This window comes from Ferrovibrio sp., from assembly GCF_017994015.1.
In the GTDB taxonomy this organism is placed as follows: domain Bacteria; phylum Pseudomonadota; class Alphaproteobacteria; order Ferrovibrionales; family Ferrovibrionaceae; genus Ferrovibrio.
Map to the genome: position 1 here is coordinate 1 of NZ_JAGOLP010000056.1, position 21,161 is coordinate 21,161.

Annotated in this window: 16 protein-coding genes; 7 read left to right on the plus strand and 9 right to left on the minus strand. The window is 63.6% G+C overall.

Annotated elements, in window-relative coordinates; all coding sequences use genetic code 11:
• The first annotated feature begins 90 nt into the window (after positions 1-90).
• Entirely contained in the window at positions 91-1,020 is a 930-nt protein-coding gene (locus tag KBB36_RS17530; protein WP_290983911.1) for an alpha/beta hydrolase, read from the plus strand.
• Here the strand turns inward: KBB36_RS17530 and KBB36_RS17535 are convergent.
• Genes KBB36_RS17535 through dctP form a run of 4 tightly spaced genes read right to left on the minus strand, consistent with a single transcriptional unit; the run spans position 1,012 to position 6,064 of the window.
• Complete coding sequence (locus KBB36_RS17535) at positions 1,012-3,255, minus strand: molybdopterin cofactor-binding domain-containing protein (protein ID WP_290983914.1); 2,244 nt, start codon at positions 3,253-3,255, stop codon at positions 1,012-1,014. The genes KBB36_RS17530 and KBB36_RS17535 overlap by 9 nt on opposite strands.
• Positions 3,222-4,529 (minus strand): TRAP transporter large permease subunit, encoded by a 1,308-nt coding sequence (locus KBB36_RS17540; protein ID WP_290983917.1) that lies wholly within the window; start codon positions 4,527-4,529, stop codon positions 3,222-3,224. Before KBB36_RS17540 ends, KBB36_RS17535 begins: the two co-directional genes overlap by 34 nt.
• Positions 4,530-4,539: 10 nt before the next feature.
• Entirely contained in the window at positions 4,540-5,067 is a 528-nt protein-coding gene (locus KBB36_RS17545) for a TRAP transporter small permease subunit (RefSeq protein ID WP_290983920.1), read from the minus strand.
• A 10-nt stretch (positions 5,068-5,077) separates the two neighbouring features.
• Positions 5,078-6,064, minus strand: coding sequence for a TRAP transporter substrate-binding protein DctP (gene dctP / locus KBB36_RS17550; RefSeq protein ID WP_290983922.1), 987 nt, complete (start codon positions 6,062-6,064; stop codon positions 5,078-5,080).
• Positions 6,065-6,300: 236 nt separating this feature from the next.
• On the opposite strand from dctP, the gene KBB36_RS17555 reads away from it, so the two are divergent.
• The 4 genes from KBB36_RS17555 to mutL all read left to right on the plus strand — a co-directional run bounded on the left by KBB36_RS17555 (position 6,301) and on the right by mutL (position 11,493).
• Positions 6,301-6,915 carry a DUF3035 domain-containing protein gene (locus tag KBB36_RS17555; protein WP_290983925.1) on the plus strand — a complete coding sequence of 205 codons (615 nt, stop codon included), beginning with the start codon at positions 6,301-6,303 and terminating at the stop codon, positions 6,913-6,915.
• Between the two features lie 93 nt (positions 6,916-7,008).
• Positions 7,009-8,343 carry a pitrilysin family protein gene (locus KBB36_RS17560; RefSeq protein WP_290983928.1) on the plus strand — a complete coding sequence of 445 codons (1,335 nt, stop codon included), beginning with the start codon at positions 7,009-7,011 and terminating at the stop codon, positions 8,341-8,343.
• Positions 8,343-9,656 (plus strand): pitrilysin family protein, encoded by a 1,314-nt coding sequence (locus KBB36_RS17565; RefSeq protein ID WP_290983931.1) that lies wholly within the window; start codon positions 8,343-8,345, stop codon positions 9,654-9,656. The genes KBB36_RS17560 and KBB36_RS17565 overlap by 1 nt, the downstream gene beginning before the upstream one ends.
• Positions 9,657-9,663: 7 nt before the next feature.
• A complete protein-coding gene (gene mutL / locus KBB36_RS17570; protein WP_290983934.1) occupies positions 9,664-11,493 on the plus strand; it encodes a DNA mismatch repair endonuclease MutL in 1,830 nt (609 codons plus the stop codon).
• A gap of 1 nt (position 11,494) precedes the next feature.
• Here the strand turns inward: mutL and KBB36_RS17575 are convergent, their stop codons facing one another.
• From KBB36_RS17575 to KBB36_RS17595, 5 genes are all read right to left on the minus strand, one after another.
• The gene (locus KBB36_RS17575) at positions 11,495-13,144 is read right to left on the minus strand and encodes an isovaleryl-CoA dehydrogenase (protein WP_290983937.1); all 1,650 of its coding nucleotides are present in this window, start codon (positions 13,142-13,144) and stop codon (positions 11,495-11,497) included.
• 68 nt (positions 13,145-13,212) lie between these two features.
• A complete protein-coding gene (locus tag KBB36_RS17580; protein WP_290983940.1) occupies positions 13,213-13,764 on the minus strand; it encodes a carboxymuconolactone decarboxylase family protein in 552 nt (183 codons plus the stop codon).
• 43 nt (positions 13,765-13,807) lie between these two features.
• Positions 13,808-14,923 (minus strand): hypothetical protein, encoded by a 1,116-nt coding sequence (locus tag KBB36_RS17585; protein WP_290983943.1) that lies wholly within the window; start codon positions 14,921-14,923, stop codon positions 13,808-13,810.
• Positions 14,923-18,540, minus strand: a complete 3,618-nt coding sequence (locus KBB36_RS17590; RefSeq protein ID WP_290983946.1) for a hydantoinase B/oxoprolinase family protein — start codon at positions 18,538-18,540, stop codon at positions 14,923-14,925. The genes KBB36_RS17585 and KBB36_RS17590 overlap by 1 nt, the downstream gene beginning before the upstream one ends.
• A 73-nt stretch (positions 18,541-18,613) precedes the next feature.
• Positions 18,614-19,039 carry a winged helix DNA-binding protein gene (locus tag KBB36_RS17595; protein ID WP_290983949.1) on the minus strand — a complete coding sequence of 142 codons (426 nt, stop codon included), beginning with the start codon at positions 19,037-19,039 and terminating at the stop codon, positions 18,614-18,616.
• Between the two features lie 277 nt (positions 19,040-19,316).
• Between KBB36_RS17595 and KBB36_RS17600 the strand changes: the two genes are divergently transcribed.
• Positions 19,317-20,210: a DMT family transporter gene (locus tag KBB36_RS17600; RefSeq protein WP_290983952.1), complete on the plus strand. Its 894-nt coding sequence runs from the start codon at positions 19,317-19,319 to the stop codon at positions 20,208-20,210.
• 23 nt (positions 20,211-20,233) lie between these two features.
• Complete coding sequence (locus tag KBB36_RS17605) at positions 20,234-20,965, plus strand: N-acetylmuramoyl-L-alanine amidase (RefSeq protein WP_290983955.1); 732 nt, start codon at positions 20,234-20,236, stop codon at positions 20,963-20,965.
• The last annotated feature ends 196 nt before the right edge of the window (positions 20,966-21,161 follow it).

The window sequence follows — 21,161 nt, forward strand, 5'->3', positions numbered from 1 at the left end:
GATTACTACAAACTGCTGCGCACCCTGCCGGCAGCGGAAGCCTTCATGAGCGAGCAGGCCAGCGGCTGCCCACTGGTTGGTGGCTGAGCAATGGCTGTGGATACGTCGCTGGCGCCTTTTGTTGCCGCTTTGACGGCAGCTTTTCCGGAAGCGCCGGAATTACTGCCGGTGCCGGACTATCGCCGGCGCATGGCTGAACTGGCCGGCCCGGCTGCCGCGCTGCCACCGGAATTGCGCGTTGAAGATCACGATGCCGGCCACGATGCCGGGGTGGTGACGCTGCGCAGTTATCGCCCGGCCGGCGCCGAGGCCGTGCTGCCGGCCCTGCTGTATTTCCATGGCGGCGGCTGGGTGATGGGCAGTATCGCCAGCCATGAGCCGATCACGGCGGCGCTGGCTTTGCAGGCCGGCATCGCCGTGTTCAGTGTGGAATATCGCCTGGCGCCGGAGCATCCGTTTCCGGCCGGCTTCATTGATGGCATCAATGCGCTGCGCTGGCTGACTGAGCAGGCTGCGGCGCTGCGGATCGATCCGGGCCGCCTGGCTATTGGCGGCGATAGTGCCGGCGCCAATCTGGCGGCTGCCATCGCGCAGCAATGCCGCGACATACCGCTGGCGGCGCAAATGCTGGTCTATCCCGCGCTGGATGATTATTTCGACACTGCCTCGTATCACCAGAATGCCGAAGGGCCATTTCTCACGCGCGCGCTGGCCCGGGCATTCTGGGGCCATTACACAGCCGGGCAGGGTGCGCAGGGTCGGCCCGAAATTGCGCCGCTGCGGAATGAGCTGCTACAGGGCTTGCCGCCGGCTATTCTGCTGGTGGCCGAGCATGATCCGCTGCGTGATGAAGGCGCCGCCTATGCCGCCAAACTGCACAATGCCGGTGTGTCAGTGGATTTCCACCATGCCGAGGGCATGATCCATGGCTTCCTGCGTGCAGCCAGCATATCGCCGGCTGCGGCCTTGCATTTCACCTGGCTGGTGCAGCGCCTGAAGGCCCGGCTTGGTTCAGGCTGAGGCGCGCAGCACCGGCAATTGTGTAATTGCCTGGCCCCCCGCTGCCTGAATCGCATTCGCCAAGGCCGGTGCCAGTGGCGGCACGCCGGGTTCGCCGGCACCGCCCGGGCTGGCCTGGCTGGCGACGAAAAACACATTAATCGGCGGTGTGTCGGCAAGCCGCAGCATCGGGTAATCGTCGTAATTGCCCTGTTCGATGGCGCCGTTTTTCAGCGTGATTTCGCCATGCAACGCAGCCGTGAGGGCAAAGACGATGGCGCCCTCAAATTGCGCCGTGGCGATATTCGGATTGAGCACGCGCCCGATATCGGCGGCGCAGACCACGCGCTCCACTTGCGGCGCACCATGGCTCAGGTTGACTTCCACCACCTGCGCAACGATGGCGCCGAAACTGCTATGCAGGGCAATGCCGCGGCCCTGCTTCGGCCCCAGCGGCCGTTGCCATTCAGCTTTCTCCGCGGCCAGTTCCAGTACGGCGCGGTGGCGCGGTGCATCGCGCAGCAGGCGCAGCCGGTATTGCAACGGATCAAGTTTGGCGGCACGCGCCGCCTGGTCGATCATGGTTTCCTTCACAAATGCGGTGTGCGAATGGCCCACCGAGCGCCAGAAACCCACCGGCACCGGGGTTTCCACCGGCAGCCAGGCAAAGTGATGATCGGCTATGCCATAGGCCGGTTCATGTGCGCCCTCGAAGGCGGTTTCATCAGGCCCCAGGAAGCGCGAGGGCGGAAACACCCGGCGCATGATCGACGGGCAGGCAATCGTCTGTTTCCAGCTTGAAAGGTTGCCCTCGGCATCCAGCCCGACGCGCACACGATGCAGGCTGGCCGGGCGGTAGAAATCGTTGCGCATGTCCTGCTCGCGCGGCCACAGGGTTTGCACCGCGATGCCCGGCACCTGGCGCGCCACTTGAGCCGCCAGGCTGACAAAATCCGCTTCGGCGCGGCGCCCGAAGCCGCCGCCCAGCAAGGTGGTGTGTACCCGCACCTTGTCGGCATCGATGCCGGTGGCATCGGCGGCGGCCTTGCGGGCGGCATCCTGCGCCTGGGTCGGTGCCCACACATCCACATAGCCATCGCGGCCCAGCCGCACCGTGGCATTCATCGGTTCCAGCGCCGCATGTGCCAGCAGCGGCAGGCGGTATTCCGCCGTCAGCACATTGGCCGCCTTGCCGAGCGCGGCATCGGCATCGCCCGCCGCCTGCACTTTGTCAGGCTTGCCGCTGGTCAACGCCTGCTCATAGCTGCGCCAATGGCCGGCGGTATCCAGCATCGGCTGTGCCGCCGGGCCCCATTCCGCCTGCACATCATCGCAGGCCGCCATGGCGCGCCAGGAATTCTCAGCCACCACGGCAAAGGCATTGTCCAGCCGCAGCACGGCTTTCACATTCGGCTGCTGCAAGGCGACTGTATCATCCAGCCTGAGCAGCTTGGCACCCAGTTGCGGGGCGAAACGCAGGGCGGCGTAAAGCTGGCCCGGTTCGCGCACGTCCAGGCCGAAACGGGCGCGGCCATCCAGCTTGGCAGGTGTATCCAGGCGCGGCAGCGCCTTGCCGATCAGGCTCCAGCTCTCGGGCGGCTTGAGGGTGATCTCTTCCGGCGCGGGCAGGCTGGCGGCCAGTTCGGCCACGGCGCCATAGGCCAGGCGGCGATTGCTGGCGGCATGCAGCACATGGCCGGCTTCGGCGCGGCATTCGGATACTGGCACACCCAGTTGCTGCGCTGCCGCCTGCACCAGCTGCTGCCGTGCGCGGGCGCCAGCCAGCCGCAGCGGCTGCCACAGCCAGCGCACCGAGGTGGAGCCGCCGGTGACCTGCTGGCCGGCAATGCGGCCCATGCGTTCCAACAGCCAGTTGGCCGGCGCGCTCAGGCTTTCCGGATGGCCGCCGGCCAGCATGGCTTTCACCAGGTAGGTATTGCGATAGATGGCATCGGCCGGCGCGGCACGCACATCGATACGCTCCAGCGGCATTTCCAGTTCTTCCGCCACCAGGGTGGGCAAGGTGGTGTAAACCCCCTGGCCCATTTCAGACTGACAAACCAGCACGGTGGCGCGGTTATCCACGCCGACATGCAGCCAGATGCCGAGCGCAAAACTCTGCACGCTGCGCACACGTTGCTGGTTCTGCGCCAAGGCCGGCAGTGGCACGCCGACCAGCAAGCCGCCAGCGGCAAAACCCTTGAGGACGCTGCGGCGGCTGACTAGCGCCCGAGTTGCATCTGGGAGGGAAGCCATAGCGCCAACTCCGGAAACAGCATGATGAGGGCGATGCCCACGGCCATCATCAGCATATAGGGGATGGCGGCCTTGTCCACCTCGACCAGCGGCGCGCCGGTGATCGAACGGATCACGATCAGGTTCATGCCGACCGGCGGGGAAATCAGCGCCAGTTCGAGATTGATGGTCAGCAGCACGCCATACCACACCTTGTCGATGCCCAGCGCCGCCATCACCGGCAGGATGACCGGCGTGGTGATCAGAATGATCGAGAAGCTCTCCAGGATCAGGCCCAGGATGAAGATCACCACCATCAGAATGGCCAGGAACTGGTATTTGCTGAGATTGTTATCCACCACCATGCTGACGAGCTGATCCGGGATGTGCAGCTTGGTCAGCATATGGCCGAACAGGCCGGCGGATACGATAATGAGGAACAGCACTGCCGAGGTGCGCGCTGCATCCTGGCCGCCTTGCCACAGATCCTTGAGGCCGAATTTGCGGTAGACCAATGTGGCAATCAGCAGCGCCCAGAGCGCACCGGTGGCGGCGGCTTCGGTGGCGGTGAAAATGCCGAAATACATGCCGCCAAGCACAAAGGGCGGCAAGGTCAGCGCCCAGAAGGATTTTTTCAGCGCCGAACCCATTTCCGGCAGCGAGGCGCGGGCCGGGCGAATATAGGCGCCGGCATGGATCAGTTTCTGTTCACGGCGGCCTTCGGTGAACCAGCAATAGCCGGCGAAGAGCAGCGCCATCAGGATGCCTGGGAACACACCAGCCATGAACAGCGCGCCCACCGAGGTATCGGATGCAACGCCATACAGTACCATCGGCGCCGAGGGCGGGATCAGGATGCCGAGCGTGCCGCCGCCGGCCACCACGCCATAGGCGCCGCGCGGGCTGTAGCCGTATTTCAGCATCTGCGGGATGGCCACGGCGCCGATGGTGAGCGCGGTGGCCACCGAGGAACCGGAGATGGCGGCAAAGACGGTGCAGGCAAAAACCGTGGCGATGCCAAGGCCGCCGGGGATGTGACGCAGGAAGGTGTGGGCGGCGCCATAAAGATCGTCCACCACCTTGCCGCGCACCATGAAATGCGACATCAGCATGAATAGCGGAATGGCCACCAGCAGATAGCCATCCAACTGCCCGATGATGAATTCGCCCAGCGTGGGGATGCTGCCTTCGACATAGAACAGCACGGCGGCGGAAAACAGGAACATGCCGGCAAACATCGGCATGCCGGTGTAAAGCAGCGCGATCAGCAGACCCAGGATGATAAAAAAGCTCATGATATACGGCTCACTCGTGGCTGCGGGTGCCGTGCACCGGATCGTCGCTGGCTGGCGGCTGCCAATCAGAGCGGAGTGCTGCGCCAAACTGCACCAGTGCCACCAGCAGCAGCAGGCTGCCGCCGATGGGCAGGAAAATCTGCACCCACCACAGCGGCACCCAGGCCAACGTATTGGCCATCACGCCGATCATCTGTGAAAAACTCACCGTTTCGATGCCGGCCCACAGCATCAGCCCACCCACCACGGCCACTGAAGCCGCCGAAAACAGCGCCAGCCGGCGTTGGCCGCGCAAGCCGAATTTCAGCGTCAACGCATCCACGCCGATATTGGCGTTCAGCCGTTGCGCCTCGGGCATGGCCAGCATCACCATGATCACCACCAGCCAGGTGGCGGTTTCATCGATCCAGCTTTGCGAGGCATGGAAAAAATAGCGCGCGCCGACGCCGATGCCGACCAGGGCCAGGCAGACCAGGGCGGCAAGGCCGGCCAGGGCCGAGGCGAAACGGCAGATCGAGGCGACGGCGCGCGTTATCATGGTTCTGGCCTCAAAGCTTGTTGAGAGCTTCGACCAGCTTCGGGCCGTTCTGCGGCGCCGCCTTGACGAAGGCGTCGATCACCGGCTTCTGCAGGGCAGCCTTCCAGGTGGCGGCTTCGGCCGGGGTCTGCATATGGATGGTCATGCCTTTCTGCGGCAATTCCTTGATCGCCGCCTCGGCGGTGGCTTCGGTCAGGCCGATCATGTCGGCTTCGGCCTTCTTCACCGCCGCGGCCATCGCATCCTTCTCGCCGGTGGTCAGGCGGTTATACCAGGCCGGATTGGCGAACATGTGGAAATACACCGCAAAATACGGCGCCACGGTGCCGAATTTCTGCACCTCGAAGAATTTGCGGCTGACCGCCGCCGACACGTCGGTAAGGCCGGCATCCAGCACGCCGGATTGCAGCGCCTGATACACTTCCGGCGCCGGGGTGGGGGTGGGGGCTGCGCCCACGGCGGCAAGGCCGGTATCCGAGATTGCCGACAGGCCGCGAATCTTCAGGCCCTTGAGGTCGGCCAGTTGCACCAGCGGCTTCTTGTTGGAGGTGAAGATGGATTGCCGCGTGGTGTAGAACCAGGCCAGATTCTTCACACCCTTGGCGGCCAGCGCCTGTTCCAGAATCTGTGCCGCCGGCGAGCCGGGGAATTTCTTGATCTTTTCCAGGTCGGTGAGCAGATAGGGGATGGTCAGCACATTCATCTCGGGGATGGTGTTACCCCAGGTGAAATTGGTCAGCACGCCGGCCTCGAAGGCGCCGCGCGCCACGCTGGCATGGTTTTCAGACTGCTTGGCAAGCTGTTCGGCGGGGAAAATTTCCACTCGCATGGTGCCCTTGGTGCGGGCTTCCAGATCGGCCTTGAAGGCTTCCACGGCCTTGTGCACATGATGCGCCGTCGGCACCGGATGGCTGATGCGCATGACGGTCTGGGCCTGGGCAGCGCCGGCTGCGGCCAGGGCGGCAAAAACGGTAAGCGAGAGCGATGCGAAGCGCATGATTTTGATTCCTCCCAAGGAAATTAGGCTCGCTGTGTAACAGAAAGTGCATTTTAGAACATCCGCCGATTGCGTTGAACCGCCGCAAAGCAGCGATTTTGGCGCCGGTCAGACCAAACTTTAAGGCGGAATTGCGGCAAAAGCCTCCATCTTCGAGTTATGCCGCACTCTTGTATCTTCGGCCCGGGGAGGCGATATTAGGGGCCGTTGCTTGTCGCAAGAGAAGGATACTCGCCATGAGTCGACCGACCGTCACCGGCCGACGCCATCCGGCGCAGCTTGCGCTGCTGCTGCTGCCTTTGGTGCTGGCCGGTTGTGATACCGCGCGCGAGGCATTGGGGCTGAACAAGAAGGCACCGGACGAATTCGCTGTGGTGACCAAGGCGCCGCTGGTGCTGCCGCCGGAATTTGGCCTGCGCCCGCCCGAGCCGGGTGCGCCGCGACCGCAGGAAGTTTCGGCCCGTGAACGGGCGCAATCCGCTTTGGGTGGCCGTGGCACCGGCGAGGCCGCCGGGCAGCTCGGCCCGCTGGCGCGCTCCGGCACGGCGCAGAATGTGCAGCGCAGCGCCGGTGAAACCGTGCTGTTGCAGCAGGCCCGGGCGGCCAATCCCGATCCGGATATCCGCCGCAAGGTGAATGATGAATTCACCCAGTTGGCCGAGCGCGACCGCCGCCTGGTGGATCGCTTGGTCTTCTGGCAGAAGCCGCAGGAGCCGGCCGGCACCGTGGTGGATGCCGAAAAGGAAGCCCAGCGCCTGCGCCAGAATGCCGCCCAGGGCAAAAGTGTGACCAGTGGCGATGTGCCAACCGTGAAGCGCCGCGAGCGCGGCGTGCTGGAAGGCATTTTCTAATTCGCTCTATTGCGGCGCGCCGTCGGGTAGGCAATGCCTCGGCGCGCCCTATATATAAGCCTCTGCCATTCGCATTGATTGCCGGGAGGTTACGTGCGCCGTCTGCTCCTTGCTGCCTTATTCTGTAGCCTGTCGCTTCTGGCCGCCCTGCCGGCCCGGGCGCAGCTTTTCCAGCCCACCCGCTTCATGCTGGGCAATGGCCTGGAAGTGGTGCTGATCGAGGATCATCGCGCCCCCATCGTCCATCACATGGTCTGGTACAAGGTGGGAGCCGCCGACGAGGCGCCGGGCGAATCCGGCGTGGCGCATTACCTGGAACATCTGATGTTCAAGGGTACGCCCAGTGTGCCGGCGGGCGAATTCTCCAAGATCGTGGCGCGTGAAGGTGGCCGCGACAATGCCTTCACCTCGTCGGATTACACCGGCTATTTCCAAACCATTGCGCGCGACCGGCTGGAACTGGTGATGCGTATGGAAGCCGACCGCATGCAGCGGCTCAGCCTGAAGGAAGCCGATGCGCTGCCGGAATTGCAGGTGGTGCTGGAAGAGCGCCTGAGCCGCACTGATAATTCGCCGCGGGGCCAGTTTGGCGAACAGATGGATGCGGCGCAGTATCTGTCGCATCCCTATGGCCGGCCGATCATCGGCTGGGCGCATGAGATCAAGAGCCTGACGCTGGACAAGGCGATGGCCTTCTATCGCACACATTACGCGCCCAATAACGCGGTGCTGATCGTGGCCGGCGATGTTTCGCCGGGTGAATTGCGCGCCCTTGCACAAAAATATTACGGCTTGATCCCGATGCGCCCGGTGCCGCCGCGTTTCCGGCCGCAGGAGCCACCGCAACTGGCGGCACGCCGTCTGGTGATGCAGGATGCCCGGGTCAACCAGCCCTCGTTGACCCGCAGCTATCTGGCACCCAGCCGGGTGGCCGGCGAAACCCGCCATGCCGTGCCGCTGGCGGTGCTGGCCGAGATCATGAGCAACAGCACCGGGCAATTGCACCGCAATCTGGTTGCCGGTGACGGCCCGGCGGCCTCGGCCGGCGGCTGGTATCAATCGCTGTCGCTCGATCCGAACACCTTCACCCTCTCTGCCGCGCCCAAGCCCGGCCGCAAGATCGAGGAAGTGGAAGCCGCGCTCGATAAACTGATCGAGACGTTGCAACGCGATGGCATCAGCGAATTTGATCTGGCAACGGCCAAGAATGTCATGCTGGCGGAGGCGGTTTATGCCCGTGACAGCCTGTTCGGCGCCGCCCGCACTTTTGGCGTGGCGCTCACCGCCGGGCTCAGCGTGGAGCAGGTCGAAGCCTGGCCGCAACTGGTGCGCGCCGTCACCCGTGAACAGGTGAACGAGGCGATCCGTTATGTCTTTGATGCGCGCCGTTCGGTTACCGGTCTGCTGCTGCCGAAGGAGCAAAGCTGATGTTGCGCCGCGTATTTATTGCTGCCCTGCTGGTTGCCCTGCTGCCGCTGGCTACCCTGGCCGGGCCGAAGATCGAACGTGTGGTTGGCGCCAGCGGTGTGGAAGCCTGGCTGGTGCGCGAACCGAAGATTCCGATGATCGCCTTGCAGGCCGTGTGGCGCGGCGGCTCGGCCAGCGATCCGGCCGGGTTGGAAGGCCGTGCCGAACTGGCGGCCGCACTGCTGGATGAAGGCGCCGGCGATCTGGCAGCGGAAGACTTTCAGGCCGCCTTGCGCGCCGATGCGATTTCATTGGGTGCCGGTGTTGATCGCGATTATGTCACGCTCAACCTGCGCACATTGTCAGAACGGCGTGACCGTGCGTTTGCGCTGCTGGCACAGATGTTGACGCAGCCACGCTTTGATGCCGAGCCTGTGGCGCGGATCAAGTCGCAATTGCTGGTGGCAGCGCAACGCGCCTTGGCATCACCCAGCAGCATCGCCAATAACCGCTTTATGGCCAATGCTTTCCCCGGCCATCCTTATGGCCGCCCAGCGCAGGCTTCGCCGGAAAGCCTGGAGCGGCTTGGGCGTGACGATGCCGCAGCTTTCATCGGCGGTGTGCTGGCGCGGCGCAATTTGGTGATCGGCGTGGTGGGCGATATCACGCCCGAGGAGTTGAAGCGCCTGCTGGATCAGAGCTTCGGCAAATTGCCACTGGAACCGACCTTGACGCTGCCCCAGGTGGCGGTGCCGCAGGTGGCGCCGAAGCCGATTGTCATTCCCTATGCCAATCCGCAGAGCATAGTGCTGTTCGGCGGGCGTGGCTTGCTGCGCGACGATCCGGATTACTATGCCGCCACGGTGCTGAATTACGTGCTGGGCGGTGGCGGCTTCAATTCGCGCCTCACCGAGGAAATCCGCGAGAAGCGCGGCCTGGTTTATTCGGTCTCCACCGGCATGCAGCCGATGCCGGCGGCTGGCCTGTTCGCCGGCTCGCTTTCCACCCGCAACGATCAGGTGGGCCAGGCATTGGCGCTGGTGCGCGAGCAGTTGCAGGCCGTGGCACGCGACGGCATCAGCGAAACCGAATTGACCAATGCCAAGGCCTATCTCACCGGCTCGTTCCCACTGCGGCTTTCCTCCAATGCCGCCATTGCCGGCATGTTAAGCGCCATGCAGCTGGCCAATCTGGGCATGGATTACATCGACCGCTATCCGGATTACATCAATGCCGTGACCGCAGCCGATATCCGCCGCGTTGCCGAGCGCCTGTTTGCCAGTGGCGACCTGCTGGTGGTGGTGGTGGGCGAACCGGTTGGCCTGGGCGGCTGAACCCGCAATGCTGATCCGCCGCCTGCCGGAGACTCTGGTCAATCGCATTGCTGCCGGCGAGGTGGTGGAGCGGCCGGCTTCGGCGGTTAAGGAACTGGTGGAGAATGCGCTGGATGCCGGCGCGCATCGCATCGATATCGTGATCAGCAATGGCGGCCGCAGCCTGATCAGCATCAGTGATGATGGCTGCGGCATGGCGCCGGATGAATTGCCGGTGGCGGTGGAGCGCCATGCCACCTCAAAGCTGCCGGGCGATGATTTACTCGATATCAAATGGCTCGGCTTCCGTGGCGAGGCCTTGCCTTCCATTGGCGCGGTCAGTCGTTTGTCGTTGACCAGCCGGCGGCAGGGCGATACCAGCGGCCATGTGTTGGAGGTGGAAGGTGGCCGGCTTGGCGCGGTGAAGCCGGCGGCGGCGCAACCCGGCACCCGCGTGGAGGTGCGCGATCTGTTTTATGCCGTGCCGGCGCGGCTGAAATTCCTCAAATCCGAACGCTCTGAATCCCTGGCGGTGCAGGAGATTGTGCGCCGCCTGGCGATGGCGCATCCCGATGTCAGCTTCAGCTTGCAGGAAGATGGCCGGGTCAGTTTCAGGGTTGAGGCGGCGCAGGGCGAGATGCTGCCCGAGCAGAGCCGCCTGCGCCGGCTGGAGCAGATACTGGGGCGGGATTTCGCCGATAATGCGCTGGCGATCGAGGCCGAGCGCGAGGGTATCCGGCTCACCGGCCATGCCGGCTTGCCGACCTATAATCGCGGCAACGCGCAGCATCAGTATCTGTTCGTGAATGGCCGCCCGGTGCGCGACAAGCTGTTTGTTGGCGCAGTGCGCGGCGCCTATGCGGATTTTTTGGGCCATGACCGGCATCCAGTGGTGGCCTTGTTCCTGGAATTGCCGGCCGAGCAGGTGGATGTGAATGTGCATCCGGCCAAGGCAGAAGTGCGTTTCCGCGATCCTGGCCTGGTGCGCGGCCTGATCGTTGGCGCCTTGCGCCATGCTTTGGCCGCCGCCGGGCATCGCGCCAGCACCACGGTGGCGCAGGCGGCGCTTGGCGCCCTGGCGCGGCCGGCGGCTTTGCCCAACATGCCGCTGCCATTCAATGCCGGCAGCACGGCTTCGCGGCCGAATGCCTATAGCTACCAACCGGAGCGTTTCAGCCCGATGCTGGCCGATGCGGCAGCGTTGTATAACGCGCCGGAGCCAAGCGGCCTTGCGCCACAGGCACGCGGCGATGAAGCGGCGCAGATTGCGCCCGGCAATTTCCCGCTCGGCGCCGCGCGGGCGCAATTGCATGCCACCTATATTGTGGCGCAGACCGAGCAGGGCATCGTGATCGTGGATCAGCATGCGGCGCATGAGCGGCTGGTTTATGAACGGATGAAGCAGCATCTCGCCGCCGGCAAGGTGCCGCGTCAGGCCATGCTGCTGCCGGAAGTGGTGGAATTGAGCGAGGCAGAGGCGGCGCGGGTGGCCGGCCGCGCTGAGGAATTGGCCGAGCTTGGCCTGGTGCTGGAAGCCTTTGGCCCCGGCGCCGTGCTGGTGCGTGAAGTGCCGGCTTTGCTGGGCGATGGCGATGTGAAGGGCCTGGTGCGCGATCTGGCTGACGATCTGGCCGAATATGATGCCGCGCTCAGCCTGAAGGAGAGGCTTGAGGAAGTCTGCGGCACCATGGCCTGCCATGGCAGCGTGCGTGCCGGCCGCCGCCTGACACTAGACGAGATGAACGCACTACTGCGCCAGATGGAAGCCACGCCGCATTCCGGCCAGTGTAATCACGGCCGGCCCACCTATGTGGAGCTGCATCTGGCCGATATCGAAAAGCTGTTCGGCAGGCGCTGATTCAGTTTAACGCCGGCCTTGCCCGCTCGGCGATGCCGCGCAGGTCGGCGCCTTTGGGCAGGGTGCCGAAGGCATGACCCCAATCGCCGGCGAGGCGCGAGGCGCAGAAAGCATCGGCCACTGCTGCCGGCGCGCCGCGCACCAGGATGGCGCCTTGCAGGGTCAGCATCATGCGCTCGACCACGCGGCGGGCGCGGCTTTCGATATCGGTGGCATCGGCGAATTCCGCCTTGAGGCCGGCAATGGCCTGATCCAGGCGTTTATCGGCACCGCTGGCCGCTTCGATCTCGGCCAGGAAGACATCCAGCGCATCGCTGGTTTTCATCAATGCGCGCAGCACGTCCAGGCACATCACATTGCCCGAGCCTTCCCAGATCGAATTGAGCGGGATTTCCTTGTACAGCATGCCCATCGGGCCTTCATCGACATAGCCGTTGCCGCCGAGCACTTCCATGGCTTCCACCACCGCCATCGGCGCGCGCTTACACACCCAGTATTTCACCGCCGGGGTGCAAAGCCGCATGAAGGCGGCTTCCGCCGCATCCTCATCGCGGCGGTCGAAGGCTCGCGCCAGGCGCAGGGCCAGCGCGGTGGCGGCTTCCGATTCCAGCGCCAGATCGGCCACCACATTGGTCATCAGCGGCTGATCAATCAGATGGCGTTGAAAGGCGCGGCGATGGCTGGCGTGATGCAGCGCCTGCGCCACCGCGCCACGCAACAGCCCGGCCGAGCCGAGCGCGCAATCGAGCCGCGTATAGGTGCCCATCTCGATGATCGTGGGCACGCCGCGGCCTTCCTCGCCAAGCAAACGCCCCCAAGCGCCATGGAATTCCACTTCCGACGAGGCATTGGATTTGTTGCCGACCTTATCTTTCAGGCGCTGGATGCGGATGGCGTTGCGTGTGCCATCGGGGCGGAAACGCGGCACAAAGAAACAGCTCAAACCGCCCGGCGCTTGCGCCAGTACCAGATGCGCATCGCATTGCGGCGCCGAGAAGAACCATTTATGGCCGGTGATGCTGAAGCCGCCCTGGCCATCGGGTTCGGCGCGTGTGGTGTTGGCGCGCACATCCGAGCCGCCTTGTTTTTCGGTCATGCCCATGCCGATCAGCACTGAGCTTTTCTGTTCCATCGGCAGCGAGCGCTTGTCGTAGGCCCGGGCATAGATTTTCGGCAGCCAGGTGGCGGCCAGTTCAGCATCGCGGCGCAAGGCCGGCACCGAGCCATAGGTCATGGTGGTGGGGCATTGGCTGCCCGGCTCGATCTGCGCATGCATGATATAGCCCGCCGCGCGCGCCACATGGGCGCCGGGCTTTGGCTCGGCCCAGGGCGCGCTATGCAGGCCCTGGCCGATGATCAGGCCCATGATCTGATGCCAGGCCGGATGGAATTCCACCTCGTCGCGGCGATGGCCGAAGCGATCAAAAAGCTGCAATTGCGGCGGGAATTTATGCGCCAGGCGGCCGGCTTCGATGATGTCCGGCTGGCCCAGCTTGGCGCCATAGCCGGCCAGGTCGGTATGCGCCCAGGCGGCGCCTTCGCGTGCGGCTGCATCCACCAGGGCGCGGTCAGAGGTGAACAGGTTATGCCCCTCCAGCGCCGGCGGCTGGTTGAACACTTCATGCGTCTCGAAAGCCTGCTGCGCGCTCATGGCGTCTCTCCCGGAAAATTTGGGCCGAGTCTAGCAGCCTTGCCGCACTTGAAAAGCCTGCCGCTGCGTCAGGGGCCGAAGGCTTTCGCCGCACCTTCCGGCAGCGGCATGTCAAATACGTTGAGCGTGGCAGAAACCAGGGCGTAATAGCCGATCACGCCCACCAGGTCGGTCAAGGCCTGCTGGCCCAGCAAGGTTATCGCGCGGTCAAACAGCGCCTGATCGATGGTGCGGTCACGCCAGAGTGTGCTGGCCACATCATACACCACCGCTTCGGCTTCGCTCATTGCTTCGGGCCGCTGGCCGAGCCGCAGGGCTTCGATCTTGGCCTCGCTCAAGCCAGCCTCGCGGGCGAAGCGGGCATGCGCCCACCATTCGAATTCCGCCCGCCAATGCTGCGCCGTCACCAGGATTGCCAGTTCGGAAAGATCACGCGGCAGCGCATTGCGGAAACGCAGATATTCGCCAAGCCGCTGAGCCCGGTCGGCCAGTTCCGGCGAGGCGAGCCAAGGCACAAACGGCCCCTGTAGAGAAGCGCGCGGGCCGCTCAGGATCGCCTCGCAGACCTGGCGCTGCTCTGGCGTCATGGTTTGAGGTGTCGGCATCGGGATACGCGGCATCAGGGGGCTCCTCCTTTTATGATTGGAGGAAGTTTAGCTTGCCTCAGAGCCGCAATTCAAATGCCGCTTCGCCCAGGCTCTGGCCGTTGACCAGGATTTCCAGCTTATGCGCGCCGGCATGATAGCGCCGCGTGCTGATCGGCTTCAGTGCATGGCGCTTTTCCAGCCGCAGGCTGGCGCCGGCTTCAAGGCGCGGCTTGGATAGTTTGAACACTTTCGGCTGCTGGCCGCCGCGTGCGTTACGCCAGTGGATGGCGTAATCCACCGAGAAGGTGGCGGCGGCCTTGCCGGCATTACGCAATTCAAAGCCGAAGCTGAGCGTATCGCCGACTTGATAGAGCGCGGCGCCGAGTGTCAGGCCGGAAAGGCTGGCCGGTATGTCGAAGTCAAAACCCATCAGCGCCAGCGCATCGCGGTTGCCGTGTTTCACCAGGCTGCGCAAGCCATGGCGCACCGCATCGCGGGTGCCGGCGGCGTCTTCGCTTTGCCAACGCTGCGCTGTCGCCACCGCCAGGGCCGGATGATCCTTGGCGATATCGTTGAGGTTATTCGCCACTGAGCGGCGCACATTGTCATGCGGATCAGCGCGCAGGTGTTCGATGATTTCCAACACCGGCGCCGGATCGGCGATGAAGCGTTTCAGCCGCAAGCCCCAGGGCAGGCGCGGGCGCAAGCCTTCGGAACAGAGCCGGCGCAGATGCCAATCCGGCTCATGCAGCCAGCGCCGCACATGATCCATGGTCAGGTCGTAATGCTGTTCCAGATAGGGCCGGATATCGAATTCGGCGCTGAAATAGCCGGTCAGCCGCGCCAGCGCAGCCAGCGACAATTGTGGATGCGCCAGGCCATGGGCGCCGACAAAATTCAGCAGCGGCAGATGGCGGAAGGCAGCCATGCCGCTGCCTTCACGCCATTTGTCATCCGGCGGCGGCAGGCTGCCCAGAATGATATCCAGTGCCTGCGGATAATCCGGCGGCAGATGGGCGCGCAGGCCATCGGCGATGGCGCGGCCGCGCTGCATCAGGGTCAGATCGGGAAAGGCGGCCAGCAGGCCATGGCGGAAGGATTTGGCATCGAAGCCGCGATGCCGCGCCTTGATGCGCGCCGCAATCTCGTCGATCACGGCGGCATCAAAAAAATCCTTCAGCGCCTCGGCCATCAGGCTTTGCCGTAGCCGCCGCCCGAAGGCGTCGAGATCACAAACACATCACCCGGCAACATCGGTGTCGAGCAGCGGCCCTCCATCTCGTCGCGTTGGCCGGTCTTGCGCTCCACCCATTGTTTGCCAATCTCGCCATTGTTGCCGCCATTCAGGCCGGCGGGCTCGATGATGCGGTGCGATGAGAGCAGCGTGGCGGTCATGTTTTCCAGGAAGCGCAGGCGGCGGATGGTGCCGTCGCCGCCGCGATGTTTGCCCTTGCCCCCCGAGCCGCGCCGGATGCGGAAACTTTCCAGCAGGATCGGGAAGCGGAATTCCAGCACTTCCGGATCGGTCAGGCGCGCATTGGTCATATGCGTATGCACCGCGTCGCAGCCATCAAAATCCGGGCCAGCGCCAGAGCCGCCGCACACCGTCTCGTAATACTGATAGGTATCATTGCCGAAGGTGAAGTTGTTCATCGTGCCCTGCGCGCCGGCCATCACACCCAGCGCGGCAAAGACCGCATCGGTGATGCATTGGCTGGTTTCCACATTGCCGGCCACGGTGGCGGCCGGATATTGCGGATCGAGCATCGAGCCTTCCGGGATGATGATTTCAAGCGGCTTGAGGCAGCCGCCATTGAGCGGGATATCGGCATCCACCAGGCAGCGGAAGGTATAGAGCACCGCTGCGACGCAGACTGCCTTGGGCGCGTTATAGTTGGTGGGATGCTGGCCCGATGTGCCAGTGAAATCAATCTTGGCGGTGCGGGCGGCGTGGTTCACCGTTACCTTCACCTTAATCTGCCAGCCATCATCCATCTTCATGGTGTATTCACCGTCGGTGAGACGGGTGATGACGCGGCGCACTGATTCCTCGGCATTGTCCTGCACATGGCGCATATAGGCGCGCACCACATCCAGGCCGAACTGATCCACCATATTGCGCAATTCCTGCGCGCCTTTTTCGCAGGAAGCGATCTGTGCCTTGAGATCAGCAATATTCTGCTGTGGATTGCGCGCCGGATACTGGCCGGATTTCAGGATGGCGATGGTTTCGGCTTCCAGGAAACGGCCGGCATCCACCAGCAGCACATTATCCAGCAGCACGCCTTCATCGGAAACCGTGCGGCTATCCGGCGGCATCGAGCCGGGCGTGGTGCCGCCGATATCGGCATGATGGCCGCGGCTACCGACATAGAACAGCACATCCTTGCCGGCCTTATCAAATACCGGGGTGATAACGGTGACATCGGGCAGATGCGTGCCGCCGGCATAGGGCGCGTTGAGCATGAACACATCACCCGGCCGAACCGTGGCGGCGCGGCGGTTGATGATGGTCTTGATGCTTTCCGACATCGAGCCGAGATGCACCGGCATATGCGGCGCATTGGCGATCAATTCGCCGTCCAGATCGAAGATGGCGCAGGAGAAATCCAGGCGCTCCTTGATATTCACCGAATAGGCGGTTTTCTCCAGCACGCTGCCCATCTGTTCGGCAATCGACATGAACAGGTTGTTGAAGATTTCCAGCATCACCGGGTCAACATCGGTGCCGATGGCCTTGCGCTCGGGCAGGGCCTCCACACGTTTCAGCACCAGGTCGCGGCGCTCGGTCAGGCGGGCCTGCCAGCCCGGCTCCAGCACGATGGTGGAGGTGCTTTCGGTGACAATCGCCGGACCGAGCAGGGTTTCGCCCGGCCGCAAGGCTTCGCGGTCATAAACCGGGGTGTCGCGCCAGGCGCCGGCCATATAGGCGCGGCGCTGTGCCAGGGCCGGGATCTCGGCCTGCGCACGCGGCGTCGTGATGGCTTCGACATGATCCGGCGCGCGTTCACCTTCGCCCACCACTTCCACCGCCACCGAGCCGACGATCAGCGGCTTTTCCGGGCTGATGAAACCGAAACGCTGGCGATGCGCGGTCTCGAAAGCAGCCTGCGTCGCAGCTAGATCGGCAAAATCCACCACCAACGGCGAATCCGAGCCGCCATACCGCAGATGCAGTTTGCGCAGCACGGTGATCTTTTCATCCGGCACACCCTGGGCTGCCATTTCGGCGCGCGCCTCAACGGCCAGTGCATCCAGCGCCTGGGCCAGATCGGGCAGGGCGGCGGCCTCGAAGGCGCGCTCGACGGTTTTTTCCTTCAGCACCCGCATGTCGGCCAGGCCCATGCCATAGGCGGAGAGTACGCCGGCCAGCGGATGCAGCAGCACTTCGGTCATGCCCAGCGCATCGGCCACCAAGCAGGCATGCTGGCCGCCGGCGCCGCCAAAGCTGGACAGCACGTATTTGGTCACATCATAGCCGCGCGCCACGGAAATTTTCTTGATCGCATTGGCCATGTTTTCCACCGCGATGGCCAGGAAACCTTCGGCCATTTCCTCGATGCTGCGGCCATCCTTGGCCACGGCCTGCACGCGGCCATGTAATTCGGCAAACTTTTCGCGCACCACGGCGTCGTCCAGCGCCTCGTTGCCGTCGCGGCCAAACACTTTGGGGAAAAAATCCGGCTGTAATTTGCCCAGCATCACGTTGCAATCGGTGACGGTGAGGGGCCCACCGCGCCGGTAGCAGGCCGGGCCAGGATTGGCGCCAGCCGAATCGGGGCCGACGCGATAGCGTGCGCCGTCAAAATGCAGGATCGAGCCGCCGCCGGCCGCCACGGTATTGATCAGCATCATCGGTGCACGCATACGCACACCGGCCACCATGGTTTCAAAGGCGCGCTCATATTCGCCGTCGTAATGGCTCACATCGGTGGAGGTGCCGCCCATATCGAAGCCGATCACCTTGCCGAAGCCGGCCCGGGTGGAGGTTTGCACCAGGCCAACCACACCGCCCGCCGGGCCGGACAGGATACTATCCTTGCCCTGGAAAAAATTGGCATCGGCCAGGCCGCCATTCGACTGCATGAACATCAGCCGCAGGGCATTTTTCTCGGCATCCAGCGCGCCGGCCACCTGATCGACATAACGCCGCAGGATCGGCGAGACATAGGCATCCACCACCGTGGTGTCGCCGCGGCTGACAAACTTGATCAGCGGGCTGACCTGATGGCTGGCGGAAACCTGGCTGAAGCCGAGCTTGCGGGCCAAAGCCGCCACCTTGGCCTCATGGTCGGGATAGCGGTAGCCATGCATGAACAGCACTGCGCAGGCGCGGATGCCATCGGCATAGGCGGCTTTCAGCGCCGCCTCGGCAGCGGCCAGATCCAGCGGAGTTTCGATACTGCCATCAACACGCACGCGCTCCGGCACTTCCACCACGCGCTCATAAAGCATTTCGGGCAACTGGATATGCAGCGCAAACAGCTTCGGCCGGGTCTGGTAGCCGATGCGCAGCTGGTCGGCAAAACCTTCGCTCACCAGCAGCAGCACGCGGTCGCCCTTGCGCTCCAGCAGCGCATTAGTGGCCACCGTGGTGCCCATCTTCACCGCCTTGATGGCGCCTTGCGGCAAGGCATCGCCATCGCGCAGGCCAAGCAAGTCGCGGATGCCTTGCACGGCGGCATCCTGGTAGCGTTCCGGGTTTTCCGAGAGCAGCTTGTGGGTGACGATGCCGCCATCCGGCTTGCGGCCGACAATGTCGGTGAAGGTGCCGCCGCGATCAATCCAGAATTCCCACTGGCTGGTCATGAAACTCTCCCGTTTGAAGTCGGTGGCGAAACTACAGAACGTTGACAAATTGTCAATAAAAAATCAACGTTATTTACAGCGAAGCAGCGGCCCGTGCGGCCTGGTCGTAAAGCCCGGACAGCGCCCGCATGGTTTCGGCGATCCGCGCCAGTTCGCCCGGCTTGCGGCCGATCAGGGTGGCCGCCTCGGCCAGCAATTGCTCACGCACACGGCGGTAGTTCAGGCAGGCTTCACGGCCGGCCGGCGTGGCGGAATAATGAATCTCCTTACCGCGCTTCTCGCCTTGCACGAGGCCCATGCGGATCAGCTTCTTGAGGCCGTAATTGACCGTGTGGGTATCTTCGATATTCAGCACCAGGCAAAGATCGGCCAGCCGCTTCGGCCGGTCACGGTGGTAAACACTATGCAGCACCATCACATCCAGCGCCGCCAAGTCGCCGATGCCGCTGGCGCTCATGCAGCGCACGATCCAGCGATTGAAGGCATTGGCGCTCATCATCAGGGCGAATTCAAACTCGCTCAGATCGGAAAGTTGTTCAGAGGCGAGGTGCGCCGAAGAGACGATGGGGCGATGTGCCCGCGCGCTGTCCGCTGGTTTCCGCTTTGCCGGCATGGCTGGCCCCCTGAATTTTACCCGGTCAAGCAGTAAAGCCAGCTTTGGCCGGCGGCAAGGGGCGGCGATTTCGCTCGTTCGTGCATAACCGTCATGCAGCGGCTGCATGGCCGAAGCGATATCCTTGCTGGCTCCACCGGGGCGGCTTTGCTAGTGTCCCGCAATGCGTCCCCAACACTTAATTTTGCTCATTGTCATCTGCGCCGTATGGGGCTTTAATTTTGTCGTGTCGAAACTGGCGGTGACACATTTCCCGCCGGTTTTCTTCACCGCTCTGCGCTTTTGTTGCCTTGGCCTGCTGTTGCTCCCATGGCTGAAATTGCACAAGGGCCAGATGACTCTGGTGCTGCAAATTGCCTTTTTCATGGGCACGATGCACTTCGCCTTAATGTTTAATGCCCTGAAAATGGCGCGTGATGTTTCCGTCATCGCCGTGGTGGTGCAGTTGGGTGTGCCGATCGGCACCATGCTGGCCTGGGCGATGCTGGGCGAAACCGTGCGCTGGCGCCGTGGCCTGGGCATCCTGCTGGCCTTTGGCGGTACTGTGCTGATGAGTTTTGACCCTGCCGTGTTCAGCTATGGCCTTGCCGTGCTGATCTGCCTGCTCAGTGTCGTTTCGATGTCGTATGGCCAGGTGCTGGTGCGCCGCATCCGTCAGGTTGATCCGCTGGCGATGCAGGCTTGGATCGGCGTGGTCAGTGCGCCCGGCCTGTTTGTGCTGTCGTATCTGTTTGAACAGGGCCAGGTGCAGGCGTCACTTACGGCAGGCGCGCTGGAATGGTCCTTGCTGGCTTATTCCGTGCTGGGCGTGTCGCTGTTTGGCCATGCCGGTGCCTATTACCTGCTGCGGCTCTATCCAGTCGCCATTGTCAATCCGGGCCTCACCCTGGCGCCGGTGCTGGGTATTCTGTCGGGTGTGGTTTTCCTGGGTGAAAGGCTCAGTGAACGCGCCTTGATCGGCGCTGCCATCACCCTGGTGGGCGTGCTGATTGTCACCTTGCGTGAAAGCCAGCTTGCGGAAAAACGGCCGGCAACGCCGGTTGATGTGAAGCCTTGAGCCGATTGAGTGGAGTTAGCTGCATGCTGATTGCCGAACGACCATCGCCAAATTTTGACGAGCGGCGTTGCCGCAAGCCGGTTGACCTGGTGGTTCTGCATTATACTGGCATGCGCAGCGCCGAGGATGCCCTGCGCCGGCTGACCGATCCCGAGGCCAAGGTGTCGGCGCATTATGTGATCGACGAGGATGGCAGCCTGATCCGGCTGGTGAGCGAGGAAGCGCGCGCCTGGCATGCCGGCATGGCCTTCTGGCGCGGTGTGCGCGATGTGAATGCGCGTTCCATCGGCATCGAGCTGGTTAATCCGGGCCATGAATTCGGTTATCGGCCCTTCCCGGATGCGCAGATCGCCACGCTGGTGGAGTTGCTGGCCGGCATCAAGGCACGCCACAATATCCCGTCGGCCGGCTTTGTTGGCCATTCCGATGTGGCGCCGCAGCGCAAGGAAGATCCGGGCGAATTGTTTCCCTGGGCGCGGCTGGCCAAGGCGGGGTTCGGCTTGTGGCCAAGCGCTGATTTCCGCGCCTCGCCACATGCGCCGGAATTGCGCCCGGGCATGAATAGCGGCGCAGTGCTGGATTTGCAGGTGGCGCTGGATCGTATCGGTTATGGCATCGAGGGCAGCGGCATGTTCGATCCGATGACTGAATCTGCCGTGCGGGCGTTTCAGCGCCATTGGCGCCCGGCGCGGATCGACGGCATCGCTGATCCGGAAACCACCAGCCTGATTCATCATATTGCCCAGAGAGCTTGAAGCCTGAACGCCGGGCTTACCGCTTGCCTTCGGCGGCGCTAAGCCCTATTGCTCGCCCCGGTGCCAGATGGCTGGACGGCTGCGGCACCCTGTTTGCCCTTGGGCAAGGGGTGTCGAGGAAAGTCCGGGCTCCACGGATACACGGTGCCGGGTAACGCCCGGCGGGGGCGACCCCAGGGACAGTGCCACAGAAAAC

Bases quoted from the DNA above. Each gene is read 5' to 3' on its own strand.
- KBB36_RS17530 (WP_290983911.1), top strand. From the start codon at position 91: ATGGCTGTGGATACGTCGCTGGCGCCTTTTGTTGCCGCTTTGACGGCA.
- KBB36_RS17535 (WP_290983914.1), bottom strand. From the start codon at position 3,255: ATGGCTTCCCTCCCAGATGCAACTCGGGCGCTAGTCAGCCGCCGCAGC.
- KBB36_RS17540 (WP_290983917.1), bottom strand. From the start codon at position 4,529: ATGAGCTTTTTTATCATCCTGGGTCTGCTGATCGCGCTGCTTTACACC.
- KBB36_RS17545 (WP_290983920.1), bottom strand. From the start codon at position 5,067: ATGATAACGCGCGCCGTCGCCTCGATCTGCCGTTTCGCCTCGGCCCTG.
- dctP (WP_290983922.1), bottom strand. From the start codon at position 6,064: ATGCGCTTCGCATCGCTCTCGCTTACCGTTTTTGCCGCCCTGGCCGCA.
- KBB36_RS17555 (WP_290983925.1), top strand. From the start codon at position 6,301: ATGAGTCGACCGACCGTCACCGGCCGACGCCATCCGGCGCAGCTTGCG.
- KBB36_RS17565 (WP_290983931.1), top strand. From the start codon at position 8,343: ATGTTGCGCCGCGTATTTATTGCTGCCCTGCTGGTTGCCCTGCTGCCG.
- mutL (WP_290983934.1), top strand. From the start codon at position 9,664: ATGCTGATCCGCCGCCTGCCGGAGACTCTGGTCAATCGCATTGCTGCC.
- KBB36_RS17575 (WP_290983937.1), bottom strand. From the start codon at position 13,144: ATGAGCGCGCAGCAGGCTTTCGAGACGCATGAAGTGTTCAACCAGCCG.
- KBB36_RS17580 (WP_290983940.1), bottom strand. From the start codon at position 13,764: ATGCCGCGTATCCCGATGCCGACACCTCAAACCATGACGCCAGAGCAG.
- KBB36_RS17585 (WP_290983943.1), bottom strand. From the start codon at position 14,923: ATGGCCGAGGCGCTGAAGGATTTTTTTGATGCCGCCGTGATCGACGAG.
- KBB36_RS17590 (WP_290983946.1), bottom strand. From the start codon at position 18,540: ATGACCAGCCAGTGGGAATTCTGGATTGATCGCGGCGGCACCTTCACC.
- KBB36_RS17595 (WP_290983949.1), bottom strand. From the start codon at position 19,039: ATGATGAGCGCCAATGCCTTCAATCGCTGGATCGTGCGCTGCATGAGC.
- KBB36_RS17600 (WP_290983952.1), top strand. From the start codon at position 19,317: ATGCGTCCCCAACACTTAATTTTGCTCATTGTCATCTGCGCCGTATGG.
- KBB36_RS17605 (WP_290983955.1), top strand. From the start codon at position 20,234: ATGCTGATTGCCGAACGACCATCGCCAAATTTTGACGAGCGGCGTTGC.